A 21,151-nucleotide genomic window follows, 5' to 3' on the forward strand; every position below is an offset into this window, starting at 1 on the left:
CTTTGCGAGCTGGGCAGGTGCGCGCCGAGAACCTGTTCAAGATTGCTCAACAGCAGCGGGCGGCGGCTGCGACGCTCGAGGAGCGCACGACCTTGTCGGCTTCCGAACGCCTGGAGGCGGCCGAGCTGCGTAGCCACGTCGCCATGATCTACCAGGCGATAGGAGAGGCGTACCCGATCTGGGCACGGCTGTGGGAGCGCTTGGCCGCCGCGGAGTATGCCGCCGCAGGCCGCCATGAGCTCGGCGCGTACCTCACCGAAGACCAGGTACAAGCAGCATGAACTCCCGTCGACCGGCGATCCGCTACCGGAGGACACTGCTGTTCGGCGCCTCGCTGGTCTTATGGCATTCACGAGCAGCATGTCGGCCCTGAGCTTCGTTGCCGACGAACCGGTTCTCGGATTTGCCTGCCTGAGCGGCCTCTTCTCCATGTTCGCGGTAACCGATCGAAGGCTGCGACGCGAGCACGCCAGCACCGCAGCGCTGCGCTGCGCCCCGATGCAGCGGCCCCTACCAGGAGTAGGCATGAAGGTCGGCGCTACTGGCAGCAGCCGCCTCCCAGCCGTTCAAATCCCTACCGCTGGTGAGTCCGCAAGCCTTTGAACAGGCAATACGTTACTTACTGTGATCGAAAACAAGAGAGAAGGGACTGGTCGATCGTGATGACCGTAAGGGCGTCGAAGGTTCGTCCTGGCGACAGTCTGAAGGGTTACGAGAGCACGCCGGGGGCGGTGGCAAGCGTTCATTGCAGCCGCTTCCTCCGGGTGTTCACCCACACAACGTCCGGTGAGCGGATCACCTTCCGCTGCTGGAGCCGCGCCAGGCTCGCAAACCGCTGATCAACCGCGTCGTCAACCCAGAAACCAAGACAAAGGAGAGGACCCCATGCGCAAGACCAGGTTGCACGAGCTCGTCACCGAACTGGTGCAGAACACATGGAACAGCGACGACGCGGATGTTGCTCAGGCGGTCCTCGACGACGAGAACGCCTTTGGTGCCTGTGCCATCGGCTGAACGACGCCGGTGATGGTGAGCATGACGGAATCGAGGACGCCTGGTACGAGCTAGTCGACGACCTGTCCGACAACGACCTGGACTTCATCGCCGACGAGGCCGATTCACCGGCGGCCTACCTGGCCTCCCAGATCTAGGAAGAACGCATCATGAACAACTTGAAGATCGCGGGCTAGCTGGCTGAACAGTAGAAGCACACAGCTGTAGGTGTCCGGATGCAGCCGGTCGCCAACGGAAATTGATCCGAAGGGAACAGCAAGATGACCACGACGATTCATCCGGAGCAGTGGGCTGGTGAGATCACCGCCCAGCAGGCTCTGGACTTCTATGAGCGGCATTCCGCACTGGGGCTTGTTGCGATGCAGGCGCTGCTTTCGACGTCGGACCTGTCGCTGCACGCGGCGGCGCTGACCTGGCTGGCCGAGGGCGCGATGGGGGAGGCGGCGGTCGCCTGGCAGGTGTTCAACGACCCGGTCGACGGCAACCTGAGCAACTTCACCCCGACCGAGCGCGCCGAAATCATCGAGGAGCACATCGAAGGCGCGCGGATCGTCCTGCGCCTGGCCGAGGCCGCTCGGGCGAAGGTCGAGGGCAAGCAGCGTCCCTGCGGGGCGTGGCCAGAGCTGGAGGACGTCGCCGGTGACGTGCTTGATCTGCTGGCCGATCCGGAGACGCGGTCGGCGAAGGAGATGTCGGCGCTATATGGGGACCTGATCCAGCCGCTGTTGGATCTGGGGTCGTATCCCGAGACGGTCGCGCAGTTGGTGAGTGTGTGGTCCGAGCACGCCGAGAACGACGAGACCTTGGACGCGTTGGAGAGCGCGATCCGGTCCTGACAGGCGAATGCCCTGGTGGGCGGGGATGCAGCCCCGTTTGTGCCCACCAGGGCATCGAACGCGACCCCAACCGATCCGAAGGGAAAGACGCGCACTATGAACGATGCACCAAGAGTAGCGACATCGCCAAGCCTGCCGGGTTCGGAGGTCGTCGACCGCGTTGTCGACGGACCGAAGTCGTCGCCTCGGTCCCCGTGCCATCTGCGGCCAGTCCTGGTGGACGTCGAGCGCGTCCGTACCTTGCTCGCCTGAATTCGCCCAGCCCTGCGGCGGCTTGGGCGAGGGGCGCTGATGGCGCTTCTGTGCTCGGCGAACGCTGCGGGCCTGCATGGAATGGGAGCAGGCCATGTCGTCTGCATTGCAACGGTTTCATCATTCTCACCAGCGCAAGCGCAACAACACCGAGTATTGGATCGGCCAGCTGTACGCGACGGCCGATCCGGCGGAACGGGTCGCCGCGCTGGGCCAGCTGCTGGAGCGTTTCGAGCTGGAGGTCGCCAGCGCGTGGCTTGTGGGCGACCCGAATCGGGCACGGAATCTGGAGGGCCAGGCCGAGGCGTTCGCGGTCTGGCGAGAAGTCGAGCTGGGGGTTCTTGCTCCGGAAGCCCGGCGCCCGGCGCCGGTAGCGAGGTGACCGGCGTTGGGCACCGTCACCGCGCTTCGCGTCGCCGGGGACATGATCCAGCTCTGGGACGAGACGTACTGGACCGTCGACGAGTGGGTCGATGGCTTGCCGGCGTGGGAATGGGGGCATGCCCCGCGGGGGCTGGCCACCCGCTCGCAACTGCGTGATCTGCCGCAGCCGAAGTCGATCGGCCCGCAGGACCCGTACGGGCTGCTGGTCTTCCGGCACCGCAAGGCCGCTCGCCGCCGGGAGATCGCTCAGCTCTACCGCATTGACCTGGCGCGCGACCGGCGCGCCGTGACTCCGGCCGTCCTGGCCTCGGTGGAGAAAGCCATGCTCGCGCGCCGCACTTGCCGGCGTTGCGGACAGGTGCAGCCGCGGTGCGTCTCGACGCTGACGCGCACGTGCTGGCCCTGCATGGAGATCACCGGGGATTTCGGCCAACGCGAACAACACGCCGCTTGAACAGCGCGAATCCTGCGATCGCCGCGCCGCGGCGGGCGGGATTCGGCATCGAACTCGAGGAGAACACGATGTCACGCACATTCCCCACCACTGCGGCTGTCGCCGCTGCGGCTGCGGCCGCTGGCTGGTTCGTTACCGGCCAGCGGCTGCGGCGGCGCACCAGCGAATTGTTCACCGCCGCTACCGAGTTGGAGGCCGCCAGCAGCAAGCTGGAGCACTCGCTCGTCGACCCGGTTTCCGGGCTGCTGACTCGTGTGGGCTGGGACGCCTGCGCGGCGCAGCGGGCCGCCACTGCGAACGCCTTTCTGCTGCTCGACCTGAACGCCTTCAAGGCGATCAACGACAGCCTCGGCCACCTTGTCGGCGACGCGGTCCTGCGGGCCGTCGGGCAGCGGCTGATGACCGAGTTTGGGGAGGATGCCCTGCTCGCCCGGCCGGGCGGTGACGAGTTCACCGTCCTGACCACGTTGACCCTCGCGGCGCTGCACGAGCAGATGGAACGTCTGGTCGAGATGGTCACCGCACCGGTCGAGGTGCCGGATGTCGGTGAGCTGAACATCGGCGTCTCAGTTGGGCTGGTGTGGCTGTGCGATCTGCCGACCTGGAGCCTGGACGCACCGGACGAGGCCGAGGCAGACCTGTGGACGTCGGTGGTGCAGGAAGCGTTCGCGGCCGCGGATATCGCGATGTACGACGCGAAGGCGATGCACCGCGGGTGGCGGATCTACGACCGGGATATCGACCCGGTGCGGCCGGCCACGGCAATCGTGCCAGGCCAGCAGCGGCGCTACCGGGACTACGGCCCGGCCGCGCTGCGCCACCAGGAGGTAGTCGCGCGATGACCGCGGCACCCAGTCCGGCGGAGGCTCTGCTTGAGCGCATCCGCAGCCGCTACATCCGACCGGTCAAGGTGCAGCGGAACGGTCACCTGCGCGACGACAACCTGTTGCCGGCGATCGGCCCGACCCGCGCCGGGCTGGGCGGGTTCGAGATCCAGATGCTCGTGACCTGCTCTGGCGCCCGGTGATGGGCACGGCCGCGCAGCGTCCTTGCGCCCGGTGCAAGCGATCGATGGCGATGACCCGGAACGTGGCCCGCGGCGGGCGCGCGCACAAATCCCGTGGCCTCTGCGCCGGGTGCTACGTGGTCGTGCTGCGCCACGGCGAACTCGAGCTATATCCGCGGCTGCGCCGCAACCGCGACGAAGTCCTCCATGAGTTCCAGCACCTGCGTGAACAGGGCATTCGCAGCCATCGCGACCTGGCCAGCGCACTGCGGATGACCGAGGGCGCGCTGTACAACATGCTCCGCCGTGCCCGGCTCGCCGGCGATCCTCGCGCCCCTGACTAACGCATGCGGACACCTCGTTCTCGCCCACCAACCCACTTCGACGAAGGGCTGGACCATTCCCGTGGCACGACCCGATGCCTCAGCTCGGCGAGTTCGAGGTCGCCGAGCAATCCGCGTGGCCTGGCCGGCTACGCCGCCCGGTGGCGAACGCGCAACACGGAGTTCCTGCGGATCTGAACCCGCCACGACGGCCCAGGTCAGCAAGAATTGTTTGTCTGGAAAACGGCGTCCAAGCCAAGCCGCTGGGATTGCCGCGGCGTGACGGTGTCCCGCCGTGCCGTCGACGAGCGCCTGGTGGATGTCCAAAGTCGACAAGAAGGCGGCGGGCCGCCAGCTGGATGGCCAGGTCTGGAACGAGCAGCCCACGCGGCATTTGCCGGTGCCGTGTGAGCTTGTTACACCACGTGAGTCGGTGGGGGATGATCTGCGGCTACGGTAGCCGTGACGCTGCTGAGCAGTACCGGGGCTACCAACGACGGAGGCCCGCGCCGACGAGTCCGGCGCGGGCCTCCGCTCGTGTTTCCGAGCTACACGGCGGTTAGGCGATCAGGTGATCGAATTCGCCGTTCTTCGCGCCTTCCAGGAAAGCGGTGAACTCCGACTTGGTGAAGCCGAGCGTGGTCCGCTTGTCCTTCGGCTTGTCGGGGTACTCCTTGCTGTCCTGGACACCGATCCAGCCGTCCGTCGCGTAGAGCATCACGCAGTCGGGCTGGCTCTGCGGCGAGCGGCTGGATTTGATGTAGTCGCCGTCGCGCAGCGCGTCGAGCGGCGGCTGTTCTGCTGCCATCTTCTTCTCCTCACTCTTCACGGGCGAGCTGACCAGGCGTCCCGGCTGGAGGGCCAGTCAGCTCTGTCCGCATCACCCCGCATCACGCAACGCGCGGGGGATGCGGCGCCGGATCACCGTAACGGCGCCCTGGTCACAAGATCAGATCCGCCCAGACCTTCTCGATGCGCTCGCGGGATTGTTCGACGTCGAGTGCCTTGCTGGCGGCCACGCTCCACATGTTGTTGTAGTAGCGCAGCTCGGAGGGCTTCTCCAGGAACCCGCTCGTTGGGGCGAACTCGATGAACACACACTCGGGGTCTTCGGGATCGGCGAACTCCATGATTTCGAAACTCATGCCCTGCGCGGCGTAGACGTCGGCCTCGAACGGCACGATCAGCACCTCAACGGTGGCGGTCCACTGGGTGTCGAGCAGGTACCGCAGTTGCCGGGCCAGGACTTCGCGGCCGCCGACATGGCGGTGCAGGGCGCCTTCTGCGATCACGACGGTGTAGCGGAAGTTGGGGTCGTTGAGCCGGTGCTGGCGCTTCATGCGGAACTCGACGCTGCGCGCCATGTCGGAGGGTTTGGTGTTCTGCGAGGAGTACACGACGGCGTGGCTGTACTCCTCGGTCGTCAGCATCAAGGGGATGAACGCCTCGATGTACTGCCTGATGTGTGCGGCGTCGGATTCCAGCCCGGCCAGCATCTCGCCGTGTTCCTGGATGACGTCGGCGTATTCCGACCACCAGCCGAGCTGATCGCCCTCCTGCCACAGCTCGTACCACAATTCAGCCTGCTCAGACGAAAGCTCCAGAACCTCGGTCATCTTGCGGATCTGGACTTTGGTGAGGGTGGCTTTGCCGCTCTCGACCCTGGACAGCCTGGCCTGGTTGATCCCGCCGATGCGCTTGGCCAACTCGGTGCCGGACATCTTGCGTTCGGTTCGGCGATCGCGGATCTGCCTGCCGAGACGCCGTCGACGCAGCGTTGGGCTGACCGCTCCGTCTCCGCTCATCTGCATCCACCTTTCTGGACCTGGACCACTCTCCGTGCCCCTGTAGCCCGTTCTCAGACCGCTCCTCGCGGCCGTTCACCCGATCGGCACTCTTGACTATTCAAAACATATTCTTGGAATATGTTCTACATAGCCGTCGGGGTGCTGTGCAAGCGAAGGTACCCCGACCGGCTCACAGGTTGGAGGAAGGCCCGCTCCGGTGGCCCCCAACAGCGTTGAGCTGGCCTTCCTCCGACGCACAGAGACTGCGGCGGCTCTCTGCCTGCCCCCGACTTGCAGGGGTCGCCGCGACCAACCGGCAACGGGAGCCGTGATGGAAGAGCTAGTCAGGACAGCAGCACCGTTTGTGGTGCGCGGCTGTGTCGGGGGTGCCCCGGTGGAACGTGCCGTGTGTTCGACCGACGAAGCTGAGCGGCTCGCTCAACTCGCCGCGACCGTCGACGACGAATCGTGGGCCTCCTGGATGGTGCTGCCCGTCGATAAGCAGGGCGCTACCGAGCTGATCGTGCTGTTCGCCCGGTATCGACGTGGCCTGGTCGGCGAGACGCAGCGGCAGATACACGCCATCGGCATCGTTGCGGGCCGCCTGCTGGCCCAGTCCCTGACCGCTGCCTGCGGAGCCCGGCTGCTTCGTGCTCAGCTCGAGTTCACAGCTTTCGGCGAGGGAATGCCGTGTGAGCGGTGCGTGGCGAAGCTCAGCGTCAACCTCCCCGCAGCGGACGAGGCCACACCGGAGCTGCCCGATCTGCCCCCCGACGTCGACGTCCTCCGCACGCAATTCGGCCATACCTCCGTCTCCCCGCCCCACCGCGGCCCGGCCGAGATTCCCCTTGCAGGTCAAGCGAAGCGGCGGCCCGGCGCCGTCGACCACGCCGCCTCGAGAGCGCGGTGGACGCCATGACCGACTCCCCGTTCCCCGACAGCCCCCTGGAGCGCCGCGCTCCCGGCACGCACCTGCCCGCCCAGGCGTACACCGGCCCGATCCAGTGGCCGACCGAGGACCCGGACAACCCGTCGCCGCATTTCGCGCTGATGACGCGAACGCTTGAAGGGTTGCATCGCTACGACCCGCCGGCGCGCCCGCGTCATGCTGCCGCAGAGGACTTCCGGGGCTGGATGCAGCCGCCCCCGGAGGGCAAGGAGCAATTCCCAATCGATCCAAGGATGTGAAGGCGATGATCGCCACCCTGTCGGAGAACGAGCTGCCGACGCTGGCATTGGCTGCCACCGACCGGCCGGAACGCCCGGCCGTTCCGGTGCCCGTGGGCGACTGCGGGTTCATGGCCATGCTGCGCGAAGCCGAGCCGGACCTCGCGCACGCCCAGCAGAGCCATCGCGCCGACGGCGAAGTGCTGCACGTGTGGCGGCACGCCTACACGCACGAGTACGTCGTGCTGATCGTGCGTGACAACGGCCGCCACGGTGTGAAGGAGTCCGGCGCCCCGCTCTACGACCGGCTCTCGCAGCTGGCCGGAATGTGGCTGGCCAGTGAAAGCCCGCGGCGAGGTGGTGCGCGGTGAGCACCGTCGTTGCCTTCGCGACCTCGCCTACCCCGGAGTGGTCCGAGGCCGAGATCCTGGCCTGTGTCGCGGCCAGCACCGTGAAACCGGAACCGGCGTGGGTGCCGAACCACCTGGAGCGCCCGCAACTGCGCGCCTACCTCGCCGCGCGGTTTCCCGAACTTCGGTACGCCTACGCCGAAACGGAGCCGGGCCTGGAGATGGTGCACGTCTGGCTCGACCCGGCGTCCGGCTCGTGGGTGCAGATGACCGAGAACCTGCGATGGGGCCCGACGATCCGCAGCGACGGCCCCCGCACGCTCCTCTATGAGGACCTGATCTGCGCGATCGGTGACTGGAACCGCGACGGCCGGCCCGACGTCCGGGACGTGCGCCCGGGACAGGCCGGTTGCTGATGGCGTGGCAGTTCGGCGGGTTGGTGCTCGGCGCGGTTCTGGTCGGGGTGGTCGCGCTGGTCATCCTGGCCGGAATCGTGCTGTGGCTGCACACCCGCCGAGCTCGTCGCCACCAGAGCTACGTCGAGCACGAGGAAACGCCGGCGCAGCAACGAGTTCGCCATATGCACCGGCAGGACCGCTATCTCGATGCGACACAGCCCATTCCCCGCCACCCGCGGTGAACGAGCTATCGAAGACCAACTGGCGAACCCCCGGCCCCGGCCCGGACACCGAGCTGTCCGGGCCGGGGTCCCGCTACACATCAGGCACGAGCACGTTGACACCTCAGCCTGTCAGTGAAGAAGCGCGGTACTCCCGCCTCTATTGGAAAGGGCTTCCGATGCCGGAAAGGCAGTTCGTCTCTGTTGATCATCCGGGCATTCCAATGCCGGATGACATGCGTTCCTGGTCGATGCCGTGGCGCGACTACGCCCCGGTCGACATCACCCCACCACCGCTGCGTCCGGACGGGCTGCCCGTCAGCGTCGCCGAGGGCTGGGCGGAACAGTGTGTCTGGCCGGGAGACGTGCCTGACTGGGCCGAGCGGCAAGCTGCTGCGCTGGTGCCGTTTTCGCTGGACGATCACGGCTGGCCGCTCAACCCGGTAGGCCGGACTGGGCGGTGCGGACGCAATCTCGGCAAGTGGGGTGAGAACACGGCCGCGGACCCCATCGTCGTCGCCGGGTCCGGCGCTGACCGCCATGTGCTGCTGATCAAGCGCGATGACATTGGGGTATGGGCAATCCCCGGCGGGATGGTCGATGCCGGTGAGACCGCTCCCTCTGCGCTCGTGCGCGAGCTGCGCGAGGAAACCGGCGTCGACCTCGCCGAGATCACGCCGACCGTTCTCGCGCGCACCTATGTGAAGGACTGGCGTGCCACCGATCATGCCTGGGTCTGCTCCACCGTGGCGCTCTACGTTCTCCCTGAGCAGCGAACCGCAGTCGCCGGCTCCGACGCCACTGACGCCCGGTGGTGGCCGTTCGCTGGCCTGGAGCAGCTGACACAGGACATGGGCGCGGCGGGCGAGCAACTATACGAAGCACACCGCCCGCTGCTTGCTCGCGCGCTGGACCAGGCCGACATCGACGCGGCGGCCAAGGGATTTTCGTGACCACATCCACCAACCAGAGTTGTCCTCGACCAGATGGGCCGAGGAAGTCGAGAAGGAGGAAGTTGTTGATGCAGGAATCCCAACAGCAGGAACAGTCCCAGGCGTACGAGCCGCCGACCGTGACCGAGGTGGGCGATTTCGGTGCGGTGACTGAGGGCCAGTATTCGCGGTCGATCTCCGATGACGGGGACGCCGGCGGCTACTGGGAACAGTGATCGGCTCTGATGTCCGACGCTGATCGCCTCGGGCTCGGCAGACCTCACTGGTGGTGCGCGCTGCCGGATGTAGCTGCTGCCGGGCCCGTGGCGTCCGCGCTGGCCACGGTGGGCACTGTGGCGGCGCGGCATCCGTCCGGGCGGCCGTGGTTGCTCACCGCGCCGGCGGTGCGTGCTCCGCGGATCATGAGGTGGGGCGCGACGGTGGTGGCCGTGCTGGGGGAGGCGATCGTCGACGAGTTGAACCCGGCGGGCACCGTGGCGGAGTGGATGCGGCAGGTGGGCAGTGCTCACCTGGTGACCGCGGAGCCGGGCCGGGTGTGCGCGGTGGCGGACGCGGCGGGTTTCCGGCGCGTGTTCACCGCGATCGCCGCAGGTGTGGCGGTCGCGGCCAGCCATGCCGAGATCCTGCGGCGCCTGATCGACGCGCCGGTTGATCGCGGGTGGGTGGCGGCCAAGCTGGCCAGCCCCGAGATGCCGAGCGTGCTGCGCGAGTCCCGTTCCCCGTTCGTTGGGGTGTCGCCCGTGGCCGCCGGGTGTGTCGCCGAACTCGCCGGCGACGCGGTCCGGGTGCGGCCGTGGTGGCGGCCGCCGGAGCCGGAGAAGCCGCTCGCTGAGGGGGCGCAGTTGCTGCGGCAGGCATTGGCCCGCGGCATTTGTGGCCGCGCGCGCCGCGCGGGCGGGCGGGTGTCCGTGCAGTTGTCCGGCGGTCTGGATTCAGCGGCGATCGCGCTGCTGGCTGCCGAGGCGGACCCCTTGATGGTGACCACGGCCGGGGCGTCTCCGGTCGATGAGGACCTGTCCTGGGCCCGGCGGATCGCGCGCACGATTCCGGCCGGCGAGCACCGGATCTTCACGGTCGCGGAGATGCCCGCGTTCTTCGCCCGGCTTGAGCATCCGGTCGCGGGGATGGACGAGCCGTGCTCGTTCGCCGCCGGCGGTGCACGGCAACGCTTCGCCGGTGCCGCGCTCGCCGAGCGGGCGGTCACGCTGCATTTCAACGGTCAGGGCGGCGACGAGGTGCTGCTCGCGCCGTGGGCCTTCCTGTCGGGGCTGCTGCGGCGAGCACCGCGCCTCGGATGGCGGCACCTGCGCGGATTCGCCGCGCTGCGCGGGCTGCGAGCCTCGGCGGTAATGCGCGAAGCCCTCCGTGGTCCTGGGCAGTTCGACAGCTGGCTGGAACGTGCCGGCTCCAGGCTGCGCCGGGAGCCGGTCGCGGCGGCCGCGGCCCTGGGCTGGGAAGCGCCGCCGCTGCTGCCGACGTGGGCCAGCAGCGAGGCAGCCGAGCTCGCGATCGCGGCGCTCGCTGCGGCTCCGCGAACCCCGGTGCATCCCGATGCCGCGGTGCACGCCGCGGTCGTGCGGATACGCGCCTCGGCGTATCGCGCCGCGCTGTACGCCGACGCGATGGCCGTGGCCGGTGCGCCGACTGTGATGCCGTTCTTCGACCACGAGGTGCTGACCGCGTGCCTGTCCACCCGGCCCGAAGTGCGCACCGACCCGTGGAGCCCGAAACCGTTGCTGCGCAACGCGTTGCAACGGGACGTCCCGACGGAGCTGCTGGCGCGGCGCACGAAAGGCCACTACAACACCGATATCTATCGCGGGTGGCGCACCCACCGCGACGATGTCCGCGCGATGCTGGCTGAGTCGCGGCTGGTCGAGCTCGGCCTGGTCGACCAGCAGGTGCTCGTCGACGAACTCGCCGCGTTCGGACCGAGCGGGCTCCCGCCCGCGTTCGTCACCGACCTCATTGCCCTGGAAATCTGGCTGCGCCAGGAGTCGCCGCCGCTGACATGGGGAGACCGCTGATGGCGACACTGCTACCTCGCCGCCGACTCGACGACCCGAACCGGCCGTGGCGGTGGGGCCGGTCGGTGAGCACCGCGCAGGTCAGCGACGGCCTGGTGGTCGTCGACGAGCGCCGCGGCCGCACCGTCCATCTCAACACCACCGCCGCGACGATGCTGCGCGCACTGCTGGCCGGCGGCCAGGATGCCGCGATCACCGTGGTGTGCCAACGATTCGGCGTCACCGAGGACACCGCCCGCGACGACCTGTCCGCGCTGATCACTGACCTGGCGCGGCGGAAGCTGGTGCGGCGGTGAGCGCCCCGATCGTGCTTGAGCAGCCCGCGCGGCTCGCGCTGGGCGAGCAGCTGCGCGCCCGGACGGCGGTGGCCGCGGCCTGGCTACTCCTGGCCCTCGTCCGCGCGCGCCCGGCTCGGCTTCGCCGGCTGCTGCGGGTGCTGCACCGTGGTGCCCGTCCCGCGCCAGTCGAGGTGGCGCTGCGGGCCCGCGCCATGGTGGCGACCGTGTCGCTGCACGCCGCGAGCGATCACGGGTGCCTGCTGCGCTCGGTCGCCATCGTGCTCGCCTGCCGGTTCGCCGGGGTCGCCGTGACGTGGCGAGTCGGCGTCGTCTCCCCGCCGCCGGCGCTGCACGCCTGGGTCGAAGCCGACGACAAACCGGTAGGGGAGCCGTTCGATCCGCGCTGGCTCTACAGCCCGATCATCACCGTTGAACCCTCCCGAAAGGGGATACTGCCGCGATGAGCACGACGACCGGACACCTCGACCTGGACCAGCGCCTCGCCCGGTACGCAGCCGATCTGCGTGAGCTCGGCGCAATCCGCAGCCCCGCGGTGCAGAAGGCGTTCGCCACGGTCCCACGCCACCGGTTCCTGCGCTCGTTCTACTACCGGGCCGACCGGTACACCCTCGCGCCGGGGGAGCTGCCCTCGGCACGGCTGCTCGACGTGATCTACGCGAACAACGCACTGTTCACCCACGACGGCAGCGACGGTGACCCGACGAGCTCGTCGTCTGGGCCGAGCGTGATGGCGAAGATGCTGGAAGCCCTGGATTTGCGGCCAGGGATGCGGGTGCTGGAGATCGGCGGCGGGACCGGCTACAACGCGGCACTGCTCGCGGCGATCACCGGCGCGGAGGTGACTGCGGTCGAAGCCGGCCGGGTCGCGGCCGCGAACGCCGGCGCCACGATCGACGAGCTCGGCCTGGCCGACCGTGTGCGGGTCGTACACGCCGACGGATATCACGGAGATCCCGCCGGCGGTCGTTTCGACCGGATCATCGCCACGTGCGGCATCGCCGGCGTTCCCCCGGTGTGGCTGGACCAGCTCGTCGAGGGAGGGATGCTGCTCGCGCCGATCGCACACGCAGGCGTGCACCCCATCCTCACCGTCCAAACCGCCGGGCGGGTGACGGTGCAGGGACGGTGCGCGCTCTGGGCGGACTTCATGCCCGCAGCGGGGAATCTCCGGCCAAGCGTACTGTTCGCGCACGATCCGAACACCTCGATCTCGGCGGACAACGTGGGCCGGGACGTCGCCGCGGTCCCTGCCGCTGGGCCAGACCGGTACAACGACCTGGGGTTCTATCTCGGCGTGCGCGACGCTCGAACGAACCGGGCATACCTGGATGCCCCGGAGTTCTCCCCGGCGGCCGGGTCGACCGCGCTGGTGGAGGACGACGCGGCAGTGTGGGTACAGCACAACGGGGATCTGCTACACGCTGGCCCTGAGTCGACAATCGCGCCGCTTCGCGAGCAGCTCCACCAACTGGTGCACGAGTGGGACTCGTCCGGCCAGCCCGCCGCAACCGAGTGGCGCGCTCGATTCGCGCCCGCGAGCGGAACACCGGCACCGTTGCTGGTTCCCTCCCAGTGGGAATGCGCCGATGCGTCGCCCAGCGCCCGCTGACGGAAGCGCTCCTCCGGCAGCAGCTCGGGTTGCGAGCACCTTGTGTGTCGTCATGGGCCGCACCATGCCGTGCGGTACCAACGAGCCGACCCACACTCCGCCCTGACCAGCACGGCCTCAGCAATGGCTTGTCTATTCGGCTCCGCTATGCAGAGGCCACGAGCTCACGCTCCAGTGCCTCAGTCGAGGTCTCGCGAACTCCCCTTCGCTCGGCCGAGAAGGTGATTGCAGCTGGCAGGGAGAGGAGCGGCCCAGACGGCGCGGGAGAAGAAGTGGGCGTCCGGGGTCAGCGGTGGGTTGCGGCGAAGTAGGCGTCGAGGGTCGTGGCGACCATGCCCCGGTAACGGTTGCGGTCGGTGTGGTACGCGTTCCAGTCGGCGTCATCGGCGGCGGCGAGCCGCTTCGCGGCGACCTCCAAGGCGGCTGGGTTCAGCGGCATCGCGCCGGTGACTATCCACTCGACGATGCCCATGAGCTTGCCGGGAGCAGCGTCGGGGAAGACTTCGCGGACCTTGGTCAGCACGGTCAGGCGCTGCTCGATGGTGGCCATCTCGGTGTTGATGCTGCTGGTCATCGGGTTGCCCTTTCTGGTTCTGGCGCGGGTGGTCGGTGGAGCGGGGTGCCGCACACCGGGGCGCGGCCGGTAGTGGGAAAACACCAGTTATCGGAGGCGAGTCGAGGGGCTTGCGACCCAATAGAAGGAGCTGGTGGCGTGCCCCTGGAGCCAGATCATGCCTTCGGCGAGCTGCCGGTTGGCCCACTCCGTGGCCTGGTCAGCGCGCAGGGCCTCAGCCGTGTGAGCGATGAGCTCGGCGTCGACGTAGAGCGACCAGCCCGCGCGCTCGGCCCAAGCGGCGTTCCCGGTCTCCGACCAGATCAGCTCGGTGCGGTGCTCGCGGGTGTCGACGCCCAGGCCCTTCTCGGCCGCGGCAGGGGTGGGAGTGGCGGCCTCGATGTTGCGGCGGATGTAGTTGGCGCCGTCGGCTGGGATACGCAGCATCACGCGGGCCGTTTTACCGTCTTCGGTCGTGGCGTAGGCGACGGTGACGATGTCGCCGGCCGTGCCCTCGGCCTCGACGTCCATGTGAAACACCGTGCCGGTGACGTCGATGTCGGCGTCGACGATCGGCTTCATGGGCAAATCCCCATTCACTCGTTTCCACTGTTCAGCGTGCTGTTTGGTCGGTCAGCGCGCTGATTCATGTCGTCAACTTTAGCCGTCTCTGACATTTTGTCAAGAAATCTACTTTCGTTATTTCACGACGCGGCGGCCATCTAGTACGTTTTGGGTATGAGTGGTGACCCCCAGCGGCCGAACGTGGCGTCGGTGCAGGAAGTACCGGCGCCGGACGCGCGCAAGCGAATGCCGGAGTTGATCGAGGACGTCCGGGCGGGTGGCATCGTCTACCTGACCCGCTATGACCACCGGATCGCCGCTCTAGTACCGGTGGAGCTGGCGGAGAACATCGAGCGCATCGAGGACGAGTACTGGTCGCAGCGAGCCGCGCAGGCCCGCGCCAACGCGGCGGACACCGTGCCGTGGGATCACGCGGTCGCCGAACTCGAGGACGGGAGCCAGTGAGCCGGTCCCCGGTGGCAATTACCCGGTCGGCAGTGCGGTCGCTGGCACAGCTGAACAAGCCGCTGCGACGGCGCGTGCAGACCGCAGTCGACACGCTCGGCACTAACCAGCACCCTGTCGGCGCGACCGCGCTGACAGGGCAATCGGGGGTATTCCGCTTGCTGGTCGCCGACGTCTCCGTCCTCTACGAGATCCGCTCGGACGGCCAGGTGCTCGTGCTCGTGATCGAACCAGCACCCCGGCTCGCCAGCCCCCTTCCCGAGCCGGATTGACCGTGATCGCCACCGACAAGTAGGTGTGACATGAGGCCGACGAGTTCGACCTGGTCCGCCGGATGGCCTGGTGCGCCATCGGCGAACTGCCAACGGCGACCCGGGATCACGATGGGGTTAGCGCTCGGCCTTGCCGCGCTCAATACGTAGCGCCCGCGCCGATGTTGCCAGTGGTCAGGTCACTGGTCACACCGGCAACAAGTGCATCGGCTGGTTCATGACACCACGGGAATTTCGTCCCAGCGTGTGGTGAACCGTGGCGACCGCATGTCTTGGCGCATCCGCCAGCTCCACTGGGTCGGCTCGCGGACGCCGGTACTGCCGTAGCCGACGCGGCCCTGCCCGTACCGGGCGGTGATCGTGTCGAGCGTTGTGGCGAGCCGGTCGTGGCGCGGGTCGTCCGGCCACAGCGGCTGAATGCTGGTCGCCGGAACGAGGTCTGAGGCGAGCACTCCGATCCGCTTGTAGCGGTGGCCCGGCTGCCAGGTGTCGCGGGCGAGCCGCGCCGCTGCGGTCGCCAGCTGGCCTGCGGCATTCCGTGGTACCGGAAACCCCTGGGTGGCCTGGCCGTGATGGTGAGGACCCGGGCCGAATCCCCCGGTGGACAGCATCACGGTGATCGCCGGGACGGCTAGTCCGAAACGTCGGAGCTTGGCGGACACGGCCTGCGCGAACGCCCCTGCCGCCGCTGCGACCTCGTTCTGAGTCGATGCCGGTTGTCCGAGATGCCGGCAGTGCATGATCGAGCGGCGCGGAGCGGGCTGGGCGGCCAGCGGGATGCATGGCACGCCTTGCAGTTCGCGGACGGTGCGTTCGACGACGATGGTGTACGCGCGGCGCACCCAGCCCGGATCCAGCTGGGCAAGCGCGCCCGCTGTCGCGACGCCTTGCGTGGCCAGGCGCGCCGAAAGCCTCGTTCCGATGCCCCATACGTCACCCACGGGGATGCTGGCCAGCAGCTCGGCGAGCTCGGCCTGGTCGAGACCGTCGATGTTGAACACTCCGATCCCGGTGTCTTTGGCGTGGTTGGTGGCGATCTTCGCCAGTGTTTTCGTCGCGCCGATTCCGACGGTGACGGGCAGCCCGAGCCACCGTGCGGCACATTCGCGCACCTGGCGCGCGATTTCTGCTGCCTCGGTCTCTGGCGCTTCGAGGAAGCATTCGTCGATCGAGTACTGCTCGACTGCCGCCGCCAGCTGCGCGCACACCGTTGCCAGCCGTGCGCTGAAATCCCCATATAGCTCGTAGTTCGACGACAACGCCGTCACTGCGCGGCAATCCGGCCGGGCCTTCACTTTGAACCACGGTTCGCCCATGCCGATCCCGAGCGCCTTCGCTTCGCGGCTGCGCGCGACAACGCAGCCGTCGTTGTTGGACAGCACCACGACCGGCCGCCGCGTGAGTGCGGAATTGAAAACGCGTTCGGTCGAAACGTACATCGCGTCCACATCGGCTAACAGGACCACGCGGCGACGATCAACCATGCCCCGTCTCCGTTTGCGCTACAAGGGTTGCCGCCGTTACTGCGGCTCGTTGGCTCCCGGAGAAGCTGGCGTACGCGCTGTCGGGAACCACGAGTCCGACGCGCTGGTCAGCGGCCACGGGCACCGCCGGGTTTCAAATGGTGGATCACGGTCGTGACCACGCCCCACACGTCGAACCCTTCCCCGTCGCGCGGTACCGGGATCACTGGGAACTCCGGGTTCGCGGGTTCCAGCCGCGGCGGTCGCAGCCGCAGCCGTTTCAAGGTGAACTCGTCGTGCAGCACCGCCACCACAACATCCCCGTCGCCGGGTGTGAGGCTTCGGTCGACCAGGACCTCGTCTCCATCACTGATTCCCGCCTCGATCATGGAATCTCCAGACACCCGCAGCACGAACGTTGACGCCGGATTTCGGATCAAGTTCCGGTCCAGACTGACCGGGCCCGTGTAGTAGTCCTCCGCGGGCGAGGGAAAGCCCGCCGCCACCATCGGCGGCCACTCGACCTCGATCACATCCACGCACGTCACCAACTGAGTCAAACATATGTTCGACTAGATCGCGGGTTTCGGACCGACTTTGTGAGATTCGGCCTGGTCAGACCGACGTGCGCGGTCAAACTCCGGGTCTGCCGGGAGGCAATCCGACACAAGCAATCTGCCCCTCGGGAGACCTCCCGGCCTGGTGCGTGGATGCCCGTATGCTCGCCCGGATGGAAACGACTGGGGAGCCACGGTACTGGGACAGCTCCGACACCGACGTGCCGGTGCTGGTGGCGGCGCGTCGCCAGCAACAGGCAGCGGCAGAGGTTGCCGCGGAGTTAATGGGATTGGCGCAACGGCATCGGTTGCCGATGCCGTCGTGGATGATCCCTCCACCGCAGATCGATCCGCGATATGACCTGCCTGTCGAGGCAGCAGCGCTACGCGGGCATTTGCTGCCGCCGCAGGGACGTGAGCACTGGCAGCGCTGGGTCGAGGTGCTCTCCTACCACTGGCCACCGATGAAGAGCCCCGTACTCGGAGAGCACTGCACGGGCTGGTGGGCCGTTCCCTACGACAGGCTCGGCGTCCCGGACCACGTGGTGATCGAGCTGGTAGCCCCGAACACTGACGACGAATAAGCCTGCGCGAGTGATCGAGCAGCGACGCCGGATCCGGTCAGCGTTTGCGCAGGACGACTCCAGCGAAACATTCCTGTGTCGGCGTGAGCGGCTCGACGGGCCCGTCGGGCCACCAGCGGTCGCAGGCGACCACGGCGGGTGCCTCGCCGGGCCCGGGAGGCAGCATGTCGTACCCGTCGAGTGCGGTCAGGGTTTCGATCTCGGCGCGTGTGCGGAAGGTGCCCGAGCCCATCTTGCTGTTGAGCGCTACCTGTTCCAGGCCCTTGGCCACGGGGGTGAGTCCCGGGGTTTCCGGGTCGATCAGGTGTGACAGCGCCAGGTAGGAGTCGGCGGGCAGCGCGTCGGCGTAGCGGCGCACGATGCGCGCGCACTCGGCGGTGTCGAGGTGATGGTGCATCACGCTCAGCAGCAGCACCGCGATCGGCTCGTCGAAATCCAGGTGCGTGGTCACGAGGTCGTGGTTTAGCACCTGGTCGGGCTCGAAAATGTTCGCGTCGAGGATGTGGGTCGCGTCGTTGGTGGCCAGCAGGGCGCGGCCGTGGGCCAGCACGACGGGGTCGTTGTCGACGTAGACCACCGAGGCGCTGCGGTCGAAGCGCTGCGCGATCTGGTGCGTGTTTTCCGCGGTCGGCAGCCCCGATCCGCAGTCAAGATACTGGCGAATCTTGACGTGCCCGGCCAGATGCCGCATGACGCGCGTGAGGAAGTTGCGGTTGGCCCACGCCAATTCGGCAACCCCGGGGTGAACCCTCATTGCCGCGTCGAGGACTTCACGGTCGACCGCGTAGTTCGTTTTCCCACCGAGGGCGGCGTCGTAGACGCGGGCAATACTGGCCCGGTTGGGGTCGACGCCAACCGGGACAACGCTCGGCGAGATGTCGTATGGAGATGTCACGCTGTACCTCACTGGAAGCGGCATTGGGTCCCAAGCCGCACCACCCTATCGAGACATCTGTTGCCAGGTACTCAGGCGCGGAAAAAAGTACTGGCAGACCGAACAGCCACCAGCCGTCGAGGGTGGGCCTATCCCTCGTAACGGGCCCGTGGGTGCGACGTCGCGCCGCATTGGCGGCCACACCAGACCGGCGACGGTCAGGCATCACTATCATTCTTTTCGCGAGTCATAGGAATTGTTTTTTTATCCGAGATGTGGTCGCCTCCTCGTCGAGGGTGCCGTTGCGGCGGCGTGGTTACGCTGTCCCGGTGAGGTTGCGACGCGAGAAAACTGCACGTCCTACATATCGGCCAAAAAGCGCGCGACCGTAGAAATTCAGTTATTTCCTATTATGATGCCCGTCATTATGAATTATTCAGCCCCAGTGACGATTGCGTGCGAGATGGCGGTCACGCAGGTCGGAGCAAAGTGGATACCGATGCTGCTGAAGACGGCCGAAGCGGGAAAGGTTTCCTACCTCACCCGTGACGGTCGCGCGCACGCCGCCGTGGTTCCGGTTGCGGTCGGCCGCGCCTACGAAGAACAGGCCGGACTGTCCGACTCCGTCCGGGCCGAGATCGCGGCCGCCGTCGACCGCGCCCGTACCGAGATCACCACCGTCCTCGCGCGCTTGGACGAGGAGGTCTGCGGTCACCGGCTTCCCGCGGCAGCCGATCTCCCCGAAGACATCCCGCCGCGTGTCGGCGAGCCTGACGTCGACGTGATCATCTCGCGTGAGAACGGTGACGTCGAGATCGTCCCGGCGGCGGAAACGCCGCGCCCCGACGAAGAATCCGCCCCAGGCGCCACGTGGGTCGGCGCGGACGATCCGCTGCTGGTGACTCTGCAAGAGCAAGTGTGCGGACGCTGGGGTTTCCAGGCGATCCCGTGGACTCGGATCCAAAGCGCAGCCGAACACCGGGGCGTGAGGCTGACCTCCCGCGCACATCTGCACCGCGAGCTACGCAGAATCCTCGGCGATGGTGCTCCGGAGCCGATCAAGCAGGCTCGCTCCTGGTGCTACGTAACGATCGAACTATGGGCGGCGATCAACGCGGCCTTGACCCACCACGGCCAGCCGCTCACCTACCACCGGCCTTACCCGGCCGTGCAGGCTTTCGTGGACCTGCTTCCCGCGATGCTCGCCGCGTGCGAGGGCCGGGACACGGCACCACGGCAGGACGAGATCGCCGGAGCGATACGTGCGGCGGCGGGAGTCCCCGTCCCCGCCACCACCGCGTCCCGGCTGGGATGGGTGGCTCAGCACTACCACCACCATCGGTGCCCATGGATCGACACCCTCGGCGGCAAGCCACCCCGAACGTAGATCCGGTGCTGGTGTCGAGCGCGGTGTGTGGAACCCGGCCGGTGTGTGGTGAGGTCAGGCTTCGTGCCCGCTGAACGTGGGTGCCGCGCCGAGGTATTCGACGCGATACCGGAACCCGCGCCCCTGGCCATCATCCATCGTGACGTGGTCGGCGTAGACATCCACGGTGATGGAACCGTCGGCGTCCGTGTCGACGTAGGACTGCCAGGTGAGATCACCTTCGATCACCCCGTCCTCGGCGCTGAAAGCCAGCCGGGCCACGTCGATCGGGTCGGTGATATCGGGGATGTCCGCGCTCATGTCACGACTGTATGACCATGCTCAGATTGCACACCAACCAGATACGCCGGGCTGCGAACCGGAAGTGGCATCCGAGGCGCACCGACATCGCCCTGGCCCGCTTCACCGTGATCCCCGGCGCGGGGGATCGGCGAAGCCCGCGGTCAGCGAGCTAGCATAGCTAGCATGGTGCTGTTCGGTGGCAAGCCACCATGCGAGGATGGTGTCATGCCCAGCGAGCATCGTGAACCCGCCCTGACTGTCCGGCCGCCGGCCGACCTCAAGCGCGACGCTCAGGCCACACTGGCCGAACGCGGGCTGCAAATGCGCGCGTTCGTGGTGGCCTGCCTGGCCGCACTAATTAACGACCCCGAACGATTCCTCGCGACATTGAGACCGCACTGGCCGGACAAGAAGCCACATCTTGGCGGCAGAGCGGCGTCGAAACGGGAACAGTAAGAGCCCGTTTGCAAACACCCCGGATCGTGTCCTCAGTGGTTGTCGGGGAGGCGTGCGATCCTCGCCGCGTGGGTAATGAGCATCCGGACCTGATCGACCTCGACGACGGCGAAATGTTCGAGTGGGTGGCTGAACCCGCCGGAGGCGGGGAGGCGGGGTATGCGAACACAGATGATCACGATTTCGCCTGGCCACGTCATGTTCTGGAAGAGGGCCGGCGCATCGCGGTGATGCGTGAGGTGGCACCGGCCGAGCTGAAACGACTGCACCAGGTGCGCGAGGACGACGATCCGGAATACCACCGGTAGAGCCTTGTTTCGCTCTTCCTCCTCGGTCGTGGGCTGGTGAGGTTGTGGGGGACGTTCGATGGCGTGGACCCGGTTGTGCTCTGGTGGTCGGGTTCGACCGCGTCCGACGAGGTGTTCCAGCCACAGCAGCTACCCGCCGGACCGATGTTGTTCGCGATCGCCTGTGCGACGAACAAGGCGGACTGCGCCCAGTAGCACTATGCCGGGGGCAGCCATGGTGTCCCGTGGTGCGCCTCCGCGCCGAACTCATCGCACATCGGGCGGTTCGCCTCCCCTGAAGTCTTTACCAGAGTGGCGATAGGCCCT

General features: G+C 67.6%; 33 protein-coding genes. 25 read left to right on the forward strand and 8 right to left on the reverse strand.

All coding sequences use genetic code 11. The annotated features are described in order from the left end of the window. Positions 1-17 precede the first annotated feature (17 nt). The 8 genes from BAY61_RS32020 (at position 18) to BAY61_RS32050 (ending at position 4,290) form a co-directional block, all read left to right on the forward strand. Positions 18-281, forward strand: coding sequence for a hypothetical protein (locus tag BAY61_RS32020; protein ID WP_143021475.1), 264 nt, complete (start codon positions 18-20; stop codon positions 279-281). Between the two features lie 604 nt (positions 282-885). Continuing rightward, the gene (locus BAY61_RS33870) at positions 886-1,014 is read left to right on the forward strand and encodes a hypothetical protein (RefSeq protein ID WP_256328155.1); all 129 of its coding nucleotides are present in this window, start codon (positions 886-888) and stop codon (positions 1,012-1,014) included. Between the two features lie 260 nt (positions 1,015-1,274). Then, positions 1,275-1,850: a hypothetical protein gene (locus BAY61_RS32025; RefSeq protein ID WP_091810608.1), complete on the forward strand. Its 576-nt coding sequence runs from the start codon at positions 1,275-1,277 to the stop codon at positions 1,848-1,850. A gap of 328 nt (positions 1,851-2,178) precedes the next feature. Then, positions 2,179-2,484: a hypothetical protein gene (locus tag BAY61_RS32030; RefSeq protein ID WP_091810607.1), complete on the forward strand. Its 306-nt coding sequence runs from the start codon at positions 2,179-2,181 to the stop codon at positions 2,482-2,484. Between the two features lie 6 nt (positions 2,485-2,490). After that, the gene (locus BAY61_RS32035; RefSeq protein WP_091810606.1) at positions 2,491-2,940 is read left to right on the forward strand and encodes an RRQRL motif-containing zinc-binding protein; all 450 of its coding nucleotides are present in this window, start codon (positions 2,491-2,493) and stop codon (positions 2,938-2,940) included. Further along, the gene (locus tag BAY61_RS32040) at positions 2,937-3,782 is read left to right on the forward strand and encodes a GGDEF domain-containing protein (protein WP_091810605.1); all 846 of its coding nucleotides are present in this window, start codon (positions 2,937-2,939) and stop codon (positions 3,780-3,782) included. Before BAY61_RS32035 ends, BAY61_RS32040 begins: the two co-directional genes overlap by 4 nt. Then, positions 3,779-3,967: a hypothetical protein gene (locus tag BAY61_RS32045; RefSeq protein WP_091810604.1), complete on the forward strand. Its 189-nt coding sequence runs from the start codon at positions 3,779-3,781 to the stop codon at positions 3,965-3,967. The genes BAY61_RS32040 and BAY61_RS32045 overlap by 4 nt, the downstream gene beginning before the upstream one ends. A 116-nt stretch (positions 3,968-4,083) precedes the next feature. Then, on the forward strand, positions 4,084-4,290 hold the full coding sequence (locus BAY61_RS32050) for a hypothetical protein (protein WP_219341118.1): 207 nt from the start codon (positions 4,084-4,086) through the stop codon (positions 4,288-4,290). A 538-nt stretch (positions 4,291-4,828) separates the two neighbouring features. Here the strand turns inward: BAY61_RS32050 and BAY61_RS32055 are convergent. Together BAY61_RS32055 and BAY61_RS32060 are read right to left on the reverse strand one after the other, a co-directional pair. Beyond that, positions 4,829-5,077, reverse strand: a complete 249-nt coding sequence (locus BAY61_RS32055; protein ID WP_091810602.1) for a DUF397 domain-containing protein — start codon at positions 5,075-5,077, stop codon at positions 4,829-4,831. A 133-nt stretch (positions 5,078-5,210) separates the two neighbouring features. Then, positions 5,211-6,074: a helix-turn-helix domain-containing protein gene (locus tag BAY61_RS32060; protein ID WP_170140330.1), complete on the reverse strand. Its 864-nt coding sequence runs from the start codon at positions 6,072-6,074 to the stop codon at positions 5,211-5,213. A 376-nt stretch (positions 6,075-6,450) separates the two neighbouring features. Between BAY61_RS32060 and BAY61_RS32065 the strand changes: the two genes are divergently transcribed. The 11 genes from BAY61_RS32065 (at position 6,451) to BAY61_RS32110 (ending at position 13,080) form a co-directional block, all read left to right on the forward strand. After that, positions 6,451-6,975 (forward strand): hypothetical protein, encoded by a 525-nt coding sequence (locus BAY61_RS32065; protein ID WP_143021474.1) that lies wholly within the window; start codon positions 6,451-6,453, stop codon positions 6,973-6,975. Continuing rightward, positions 6,972-7,244 (forward strand): hypothetical protein, encoded by a 273-nt coding sequence (locus BAY61_RS32070; protein WP_143021473.1) that lies wholly within the window; start codon positions 6,972-6,974, stop codon positions 7,242-7,244. Before BAY61_RS32065 ends, BAY61_RS32070 begins: the two co-directional genes overlap by 4 nt. A gap of 5 nt (positions 7,245-7,249) precedes the next feature. Beyond that, positions 7,250-7,594 (forward strand): hypothetical protein, encoded by a 345-nt coding sequence (locus BAY61_RS32075; RefSeq protein WP_143021472.1) that lies wholly within the window; start codon positions 7,250-7,252, stop codon positions 7,592-7,594. After that, the gene (locus BAY61_RS32080; protein WP_091810597.1) at positions 7,591-7,989 is read left to right on the forward strand and encodes a hypothetical protein; all 399 of its coding nucleotides are present in this window, start codon (positions 7,591-7,593) and stop codon (positions 7,987-7,989) included. The genes BAY61_RS32075 and BAY61_RS32080 overlap by 4 nt, the downstream gene beginning before the upstream one ends. Continuing rightward, positions 7,989-8,213 (forward strand): hypothetical protein, encoded by a 225-nt coding sequence (locus BAY61_RS32085; protein WP_091810596.1) that lies wholly within the window; start codon positions 7,989-7,991, stop codon positions 8,211-8,213. Before BAY61_RS32080 ends, BAY61_RS32085 begins: the two co-directional genes overlap by 1 nt. Before the next feature lie 158 nt (positions 8,214-8,371). After that, positions 8,372-9,145, forward strand: a complete 774-nt coding sequence (locus tag BAY61_RS32090; RefSeq protein WP_176879921.1) for an NUDIX domain-containing protein — start codon at positions 8,372-8,374, stop codon at positions 9,143-9,145. A gap of 68 nt (positions 9,146-9,213) precedes the next feature. Further along, positions 9,214-9,360, forward strand: coding sequence for a lasso RiPP family leader peptide-containing protein (locus BAY61_RS33250; protein ID WP_110057729.1), 147 nt, complete (start codon positions 9,214-9,216; stop codon positions 9,358-9,360). Positions 9,361-9,369: 9 nt separating this feature from the next. Then, the gene (locus BAY61_RS32095) at positions 9,370-11,172 is read left to right on the forward strand and encodes an asparagine synthase-related protein (protein WP_143021471.1); all 1,803 of its coding nucleotides are present in this window, start codon (positions 9,370-9,372) and stop codon (positions 11,170-11,172) included. A gap of 65 nt (positions 11,173-11,237) precedes the next feature. Further along, on the forward strand, positions 11,238-11,468 hold the full coding sequence (locus BAY61_RS32100) for a PqqD family peptide modification chaperone (RefSeq protein ID WP_170140331.1): 231 nt from the start codon (positions 11,238-11,240) through the stop codon (positions 11,466-11,468). Continuing rightward, the gene (locus tag BAY61_RS32105) at positions 11,465-11,914 is read left to right on the forward strand and encodes a lasso peptide biosynthesis B2 protein (protein ID WP_091810593.1); all 450 of its coding nucleotides are present in this window, start codon (positions 11,465-11,467) and stop codon (positions 11,912-11,914) included. The genes BAY61_RS32100 and BAY61_RS32105 overlap by 4 nt, the downstream gene beginning before the upstream one ends. Then, the gene (locus tag BAY61_RS32110) at positions 11,911-13,080 is read left to right on the forward strand and encodes a protein-L-isoaspartate O-methyltransferase family protein (RefSeq protein WP_091810592.1); all 1,170 of its coding nucleotides are present in this window, start codon (positions 11,911-11,913) and stop codon (positions 13,078-13,080) included. The genes BAY61_RS32105 and BAY61_RS32110 overlap by 4 nt, the downstream gene beginning before the upstream one ends. A gap of 286 nt (positions 13,081-13,366) precedes the next feature. Here BAY61_RS32110 and BAY61_RS32115 read toward each other — a convergent pair whose 3' ends face one another. Both BAY61_RS32115 and BAY61_RS32120 read right to left on the reverse strand, forming a co-directional pair. Next, positions 13,367-13,654 (reverse strand): hypothetical protein, encoded by a 288-nt coding sequence (locus BAY61_RS32115; protein ID WP_091810591.1) that lies wholly within the window; start codon positions 13,652-13,654, stop codon positions 13,367-13,369. Between the two features lie 87 nt (positions 13,655-13,741). Beyond that, positions 13,742-14,215 (reverse strand): hypothetical protein, encoded by a 474-nt coding sequence (locus BAY61_RS32120; protein WP_091810590.1) that lies wholly within the window; start codon positions 14,213-14,215, stop codon positions 13,742-13,744. 156 nt (positions 14,216-14,371) lie between these two features. Between BAY61_RS32120 and BAY61_RS32125 the strand changes: the two genes are divergently transcribed. Both BAY61_RS32125 and BAY61_RS32130 read left to right on the forward strand, forming a co-directional pair. Then, positions 14,372-14,662: a type II toxin-antitoxin system Phd/YefM family antitoxin gene (locus tag BAY61_RS32125; RefSeq protein WP_091810589.1), complete on the forward strand. Its 291-nt coding sequence runs from the start codon at positions 14,372-14,374 to the stop codon at positions 14,660-14,662. Positions 14,663-14,694: 32 nt separating this feature from the next. Continuing rightward, a complete protein-coding gene (locus BAY61_RS32130; protein WP_091810588.1) occupies positions 14,695-14,934 on the forward strand; it encodes a type II toxin-antitoxin system RelE family toxin in 240 nt (79 codons plus the stop codon). Between the two features lie 215 nt (positions 14,935-15,149). Here BAY61_RS32130 and BAY61_RS32135 read toward each other — a convergent pair whose 3' ends face one another. Both BAY61_RS32135 and BAY61_RS32140 read right to left on the reverse strand, forming a co-directional pair. Next, complete coding sequence (locus BAY61_RS32135) at positions 15,150-16,418, reverse strand: Y-family DNA polymerase (protein ID WP_091810587.1); 1,269 nt, start codon at positions 16,416-16,418, stop codon at positions 15,150-15,152. Positions 16,419-16,525: 107 nt separating this feature from the next. Continuing rightward, positions 16,526-16,936, reverse strand: a complete 411-nt coding sequence (locus tag BAY61_RS32140; RefSeq protein ID WP_245866334.1) for a LexA family protein — start codon at positions 16,934-16,936, stop codon at positions 16,526-16,528. A 191-nt stretch (positions 16,937-17,127) separates the two neighbouring features. Here BAY61_RS32140 and BAY61_RS32145 point away from each other — a divergent pair, with 191 nt between their 5' ends. Continuing rightward, entirely contained in the window at positions 17,128-17,538 is a 411-nt protein-coding gene (locus BAY61_RS32145) for a hypothetical protein (protein ID WP_143021469.1), read from the forward strand. A 37-nt stretch (positions 17,539-17,575) separates the two neighbouring features. On the opposite strand, the gene BAY61_RS32150 is transcribed toward BAY61_RS32145, so the two are convergent. Then, positions 17,576-18,457 (reverse strand): SAM-dependent methyltransferase, encoded by an 882-nt coding sequence (locus BAY61_RS32150; RefSeq protein WP_094168543.1) that lies wholly within the window; start codon positions 18,455-18,457, stop codon positions 17,576-17,578. Between the two features lie 454 nt (positions 18,458-18,911). Between BAY61_RS32150 and BAY61_RS32155 the strand changes: the two genes are divergently transcribed. After that, complete coding sequence (locus tag BAY61_RS32155) at positions 18,912-19,799, forward strand: hypothetical protein (RefSeq protein ID WP_143021500.1); 888 nt, start codon at positions 18,912-18,914, stop codon at positions 19,797-19,799. A gap of 54 nt (positions 19,800-19,853) precedes the next feature. On the opposite strand, the gene BAY61_RS32160 is transcribed toward BAY61_RS32155, so the two are convergent. Continuing rightward, positions 19,854-20,099, reverse strand: a complete 246-nt coding sequence (locus tag BAY61_RS32160; protein ID WP_091810729.1) for a hypothetical protein — start codon at positions 20,097-20,099, stop codon at positions 19,854-19,856. A gap of 165 nt (positions 20,100-20,264) precedes the next feature. On the opposite strand from BAY61_RS32160, the gene BAY61_RS32165 reads away from it, so the two are divergent. Both BAY61_RS32165 and BAY61_RS32170 read left to right on the forward strand, forming a co-directional pair. Continuing rightward, on the forward strand, positions 20,265-20,537 hold the full coding sequence (locus BAY61_RS32165; RefSeq protein WP_245866335.1) for a hypothetical protein: 273 nt from the start codon (positions 20,265-20,267) through the stop codon (positions 20,535-20,537). A gap of 35 nt (positions 20,538-20,572) precedes the next feature. Next, positions 20,573-20,845, forward strand: coding sequence for a hypothetical protein (locus BAY61_RS32170; RefSeq protein WP_143021499.1), 273 nt, complete (start codon positions 20,573-20,575; stop codon positions 20,843-20,845). Positions 20,846-21,151 lie beyond the last annotated feature (306 nt).

Origin of the sequence: Prauserella marina (assembly GCF_002240355.1) — a bacterium.
GTDB classification, from domain to species: Bacteria; Actinomycetota; Actinomycetes; order Mycobacteriales; family Pseudonocardiaceae; genus Prauserella_A; species Prauserella_A marina.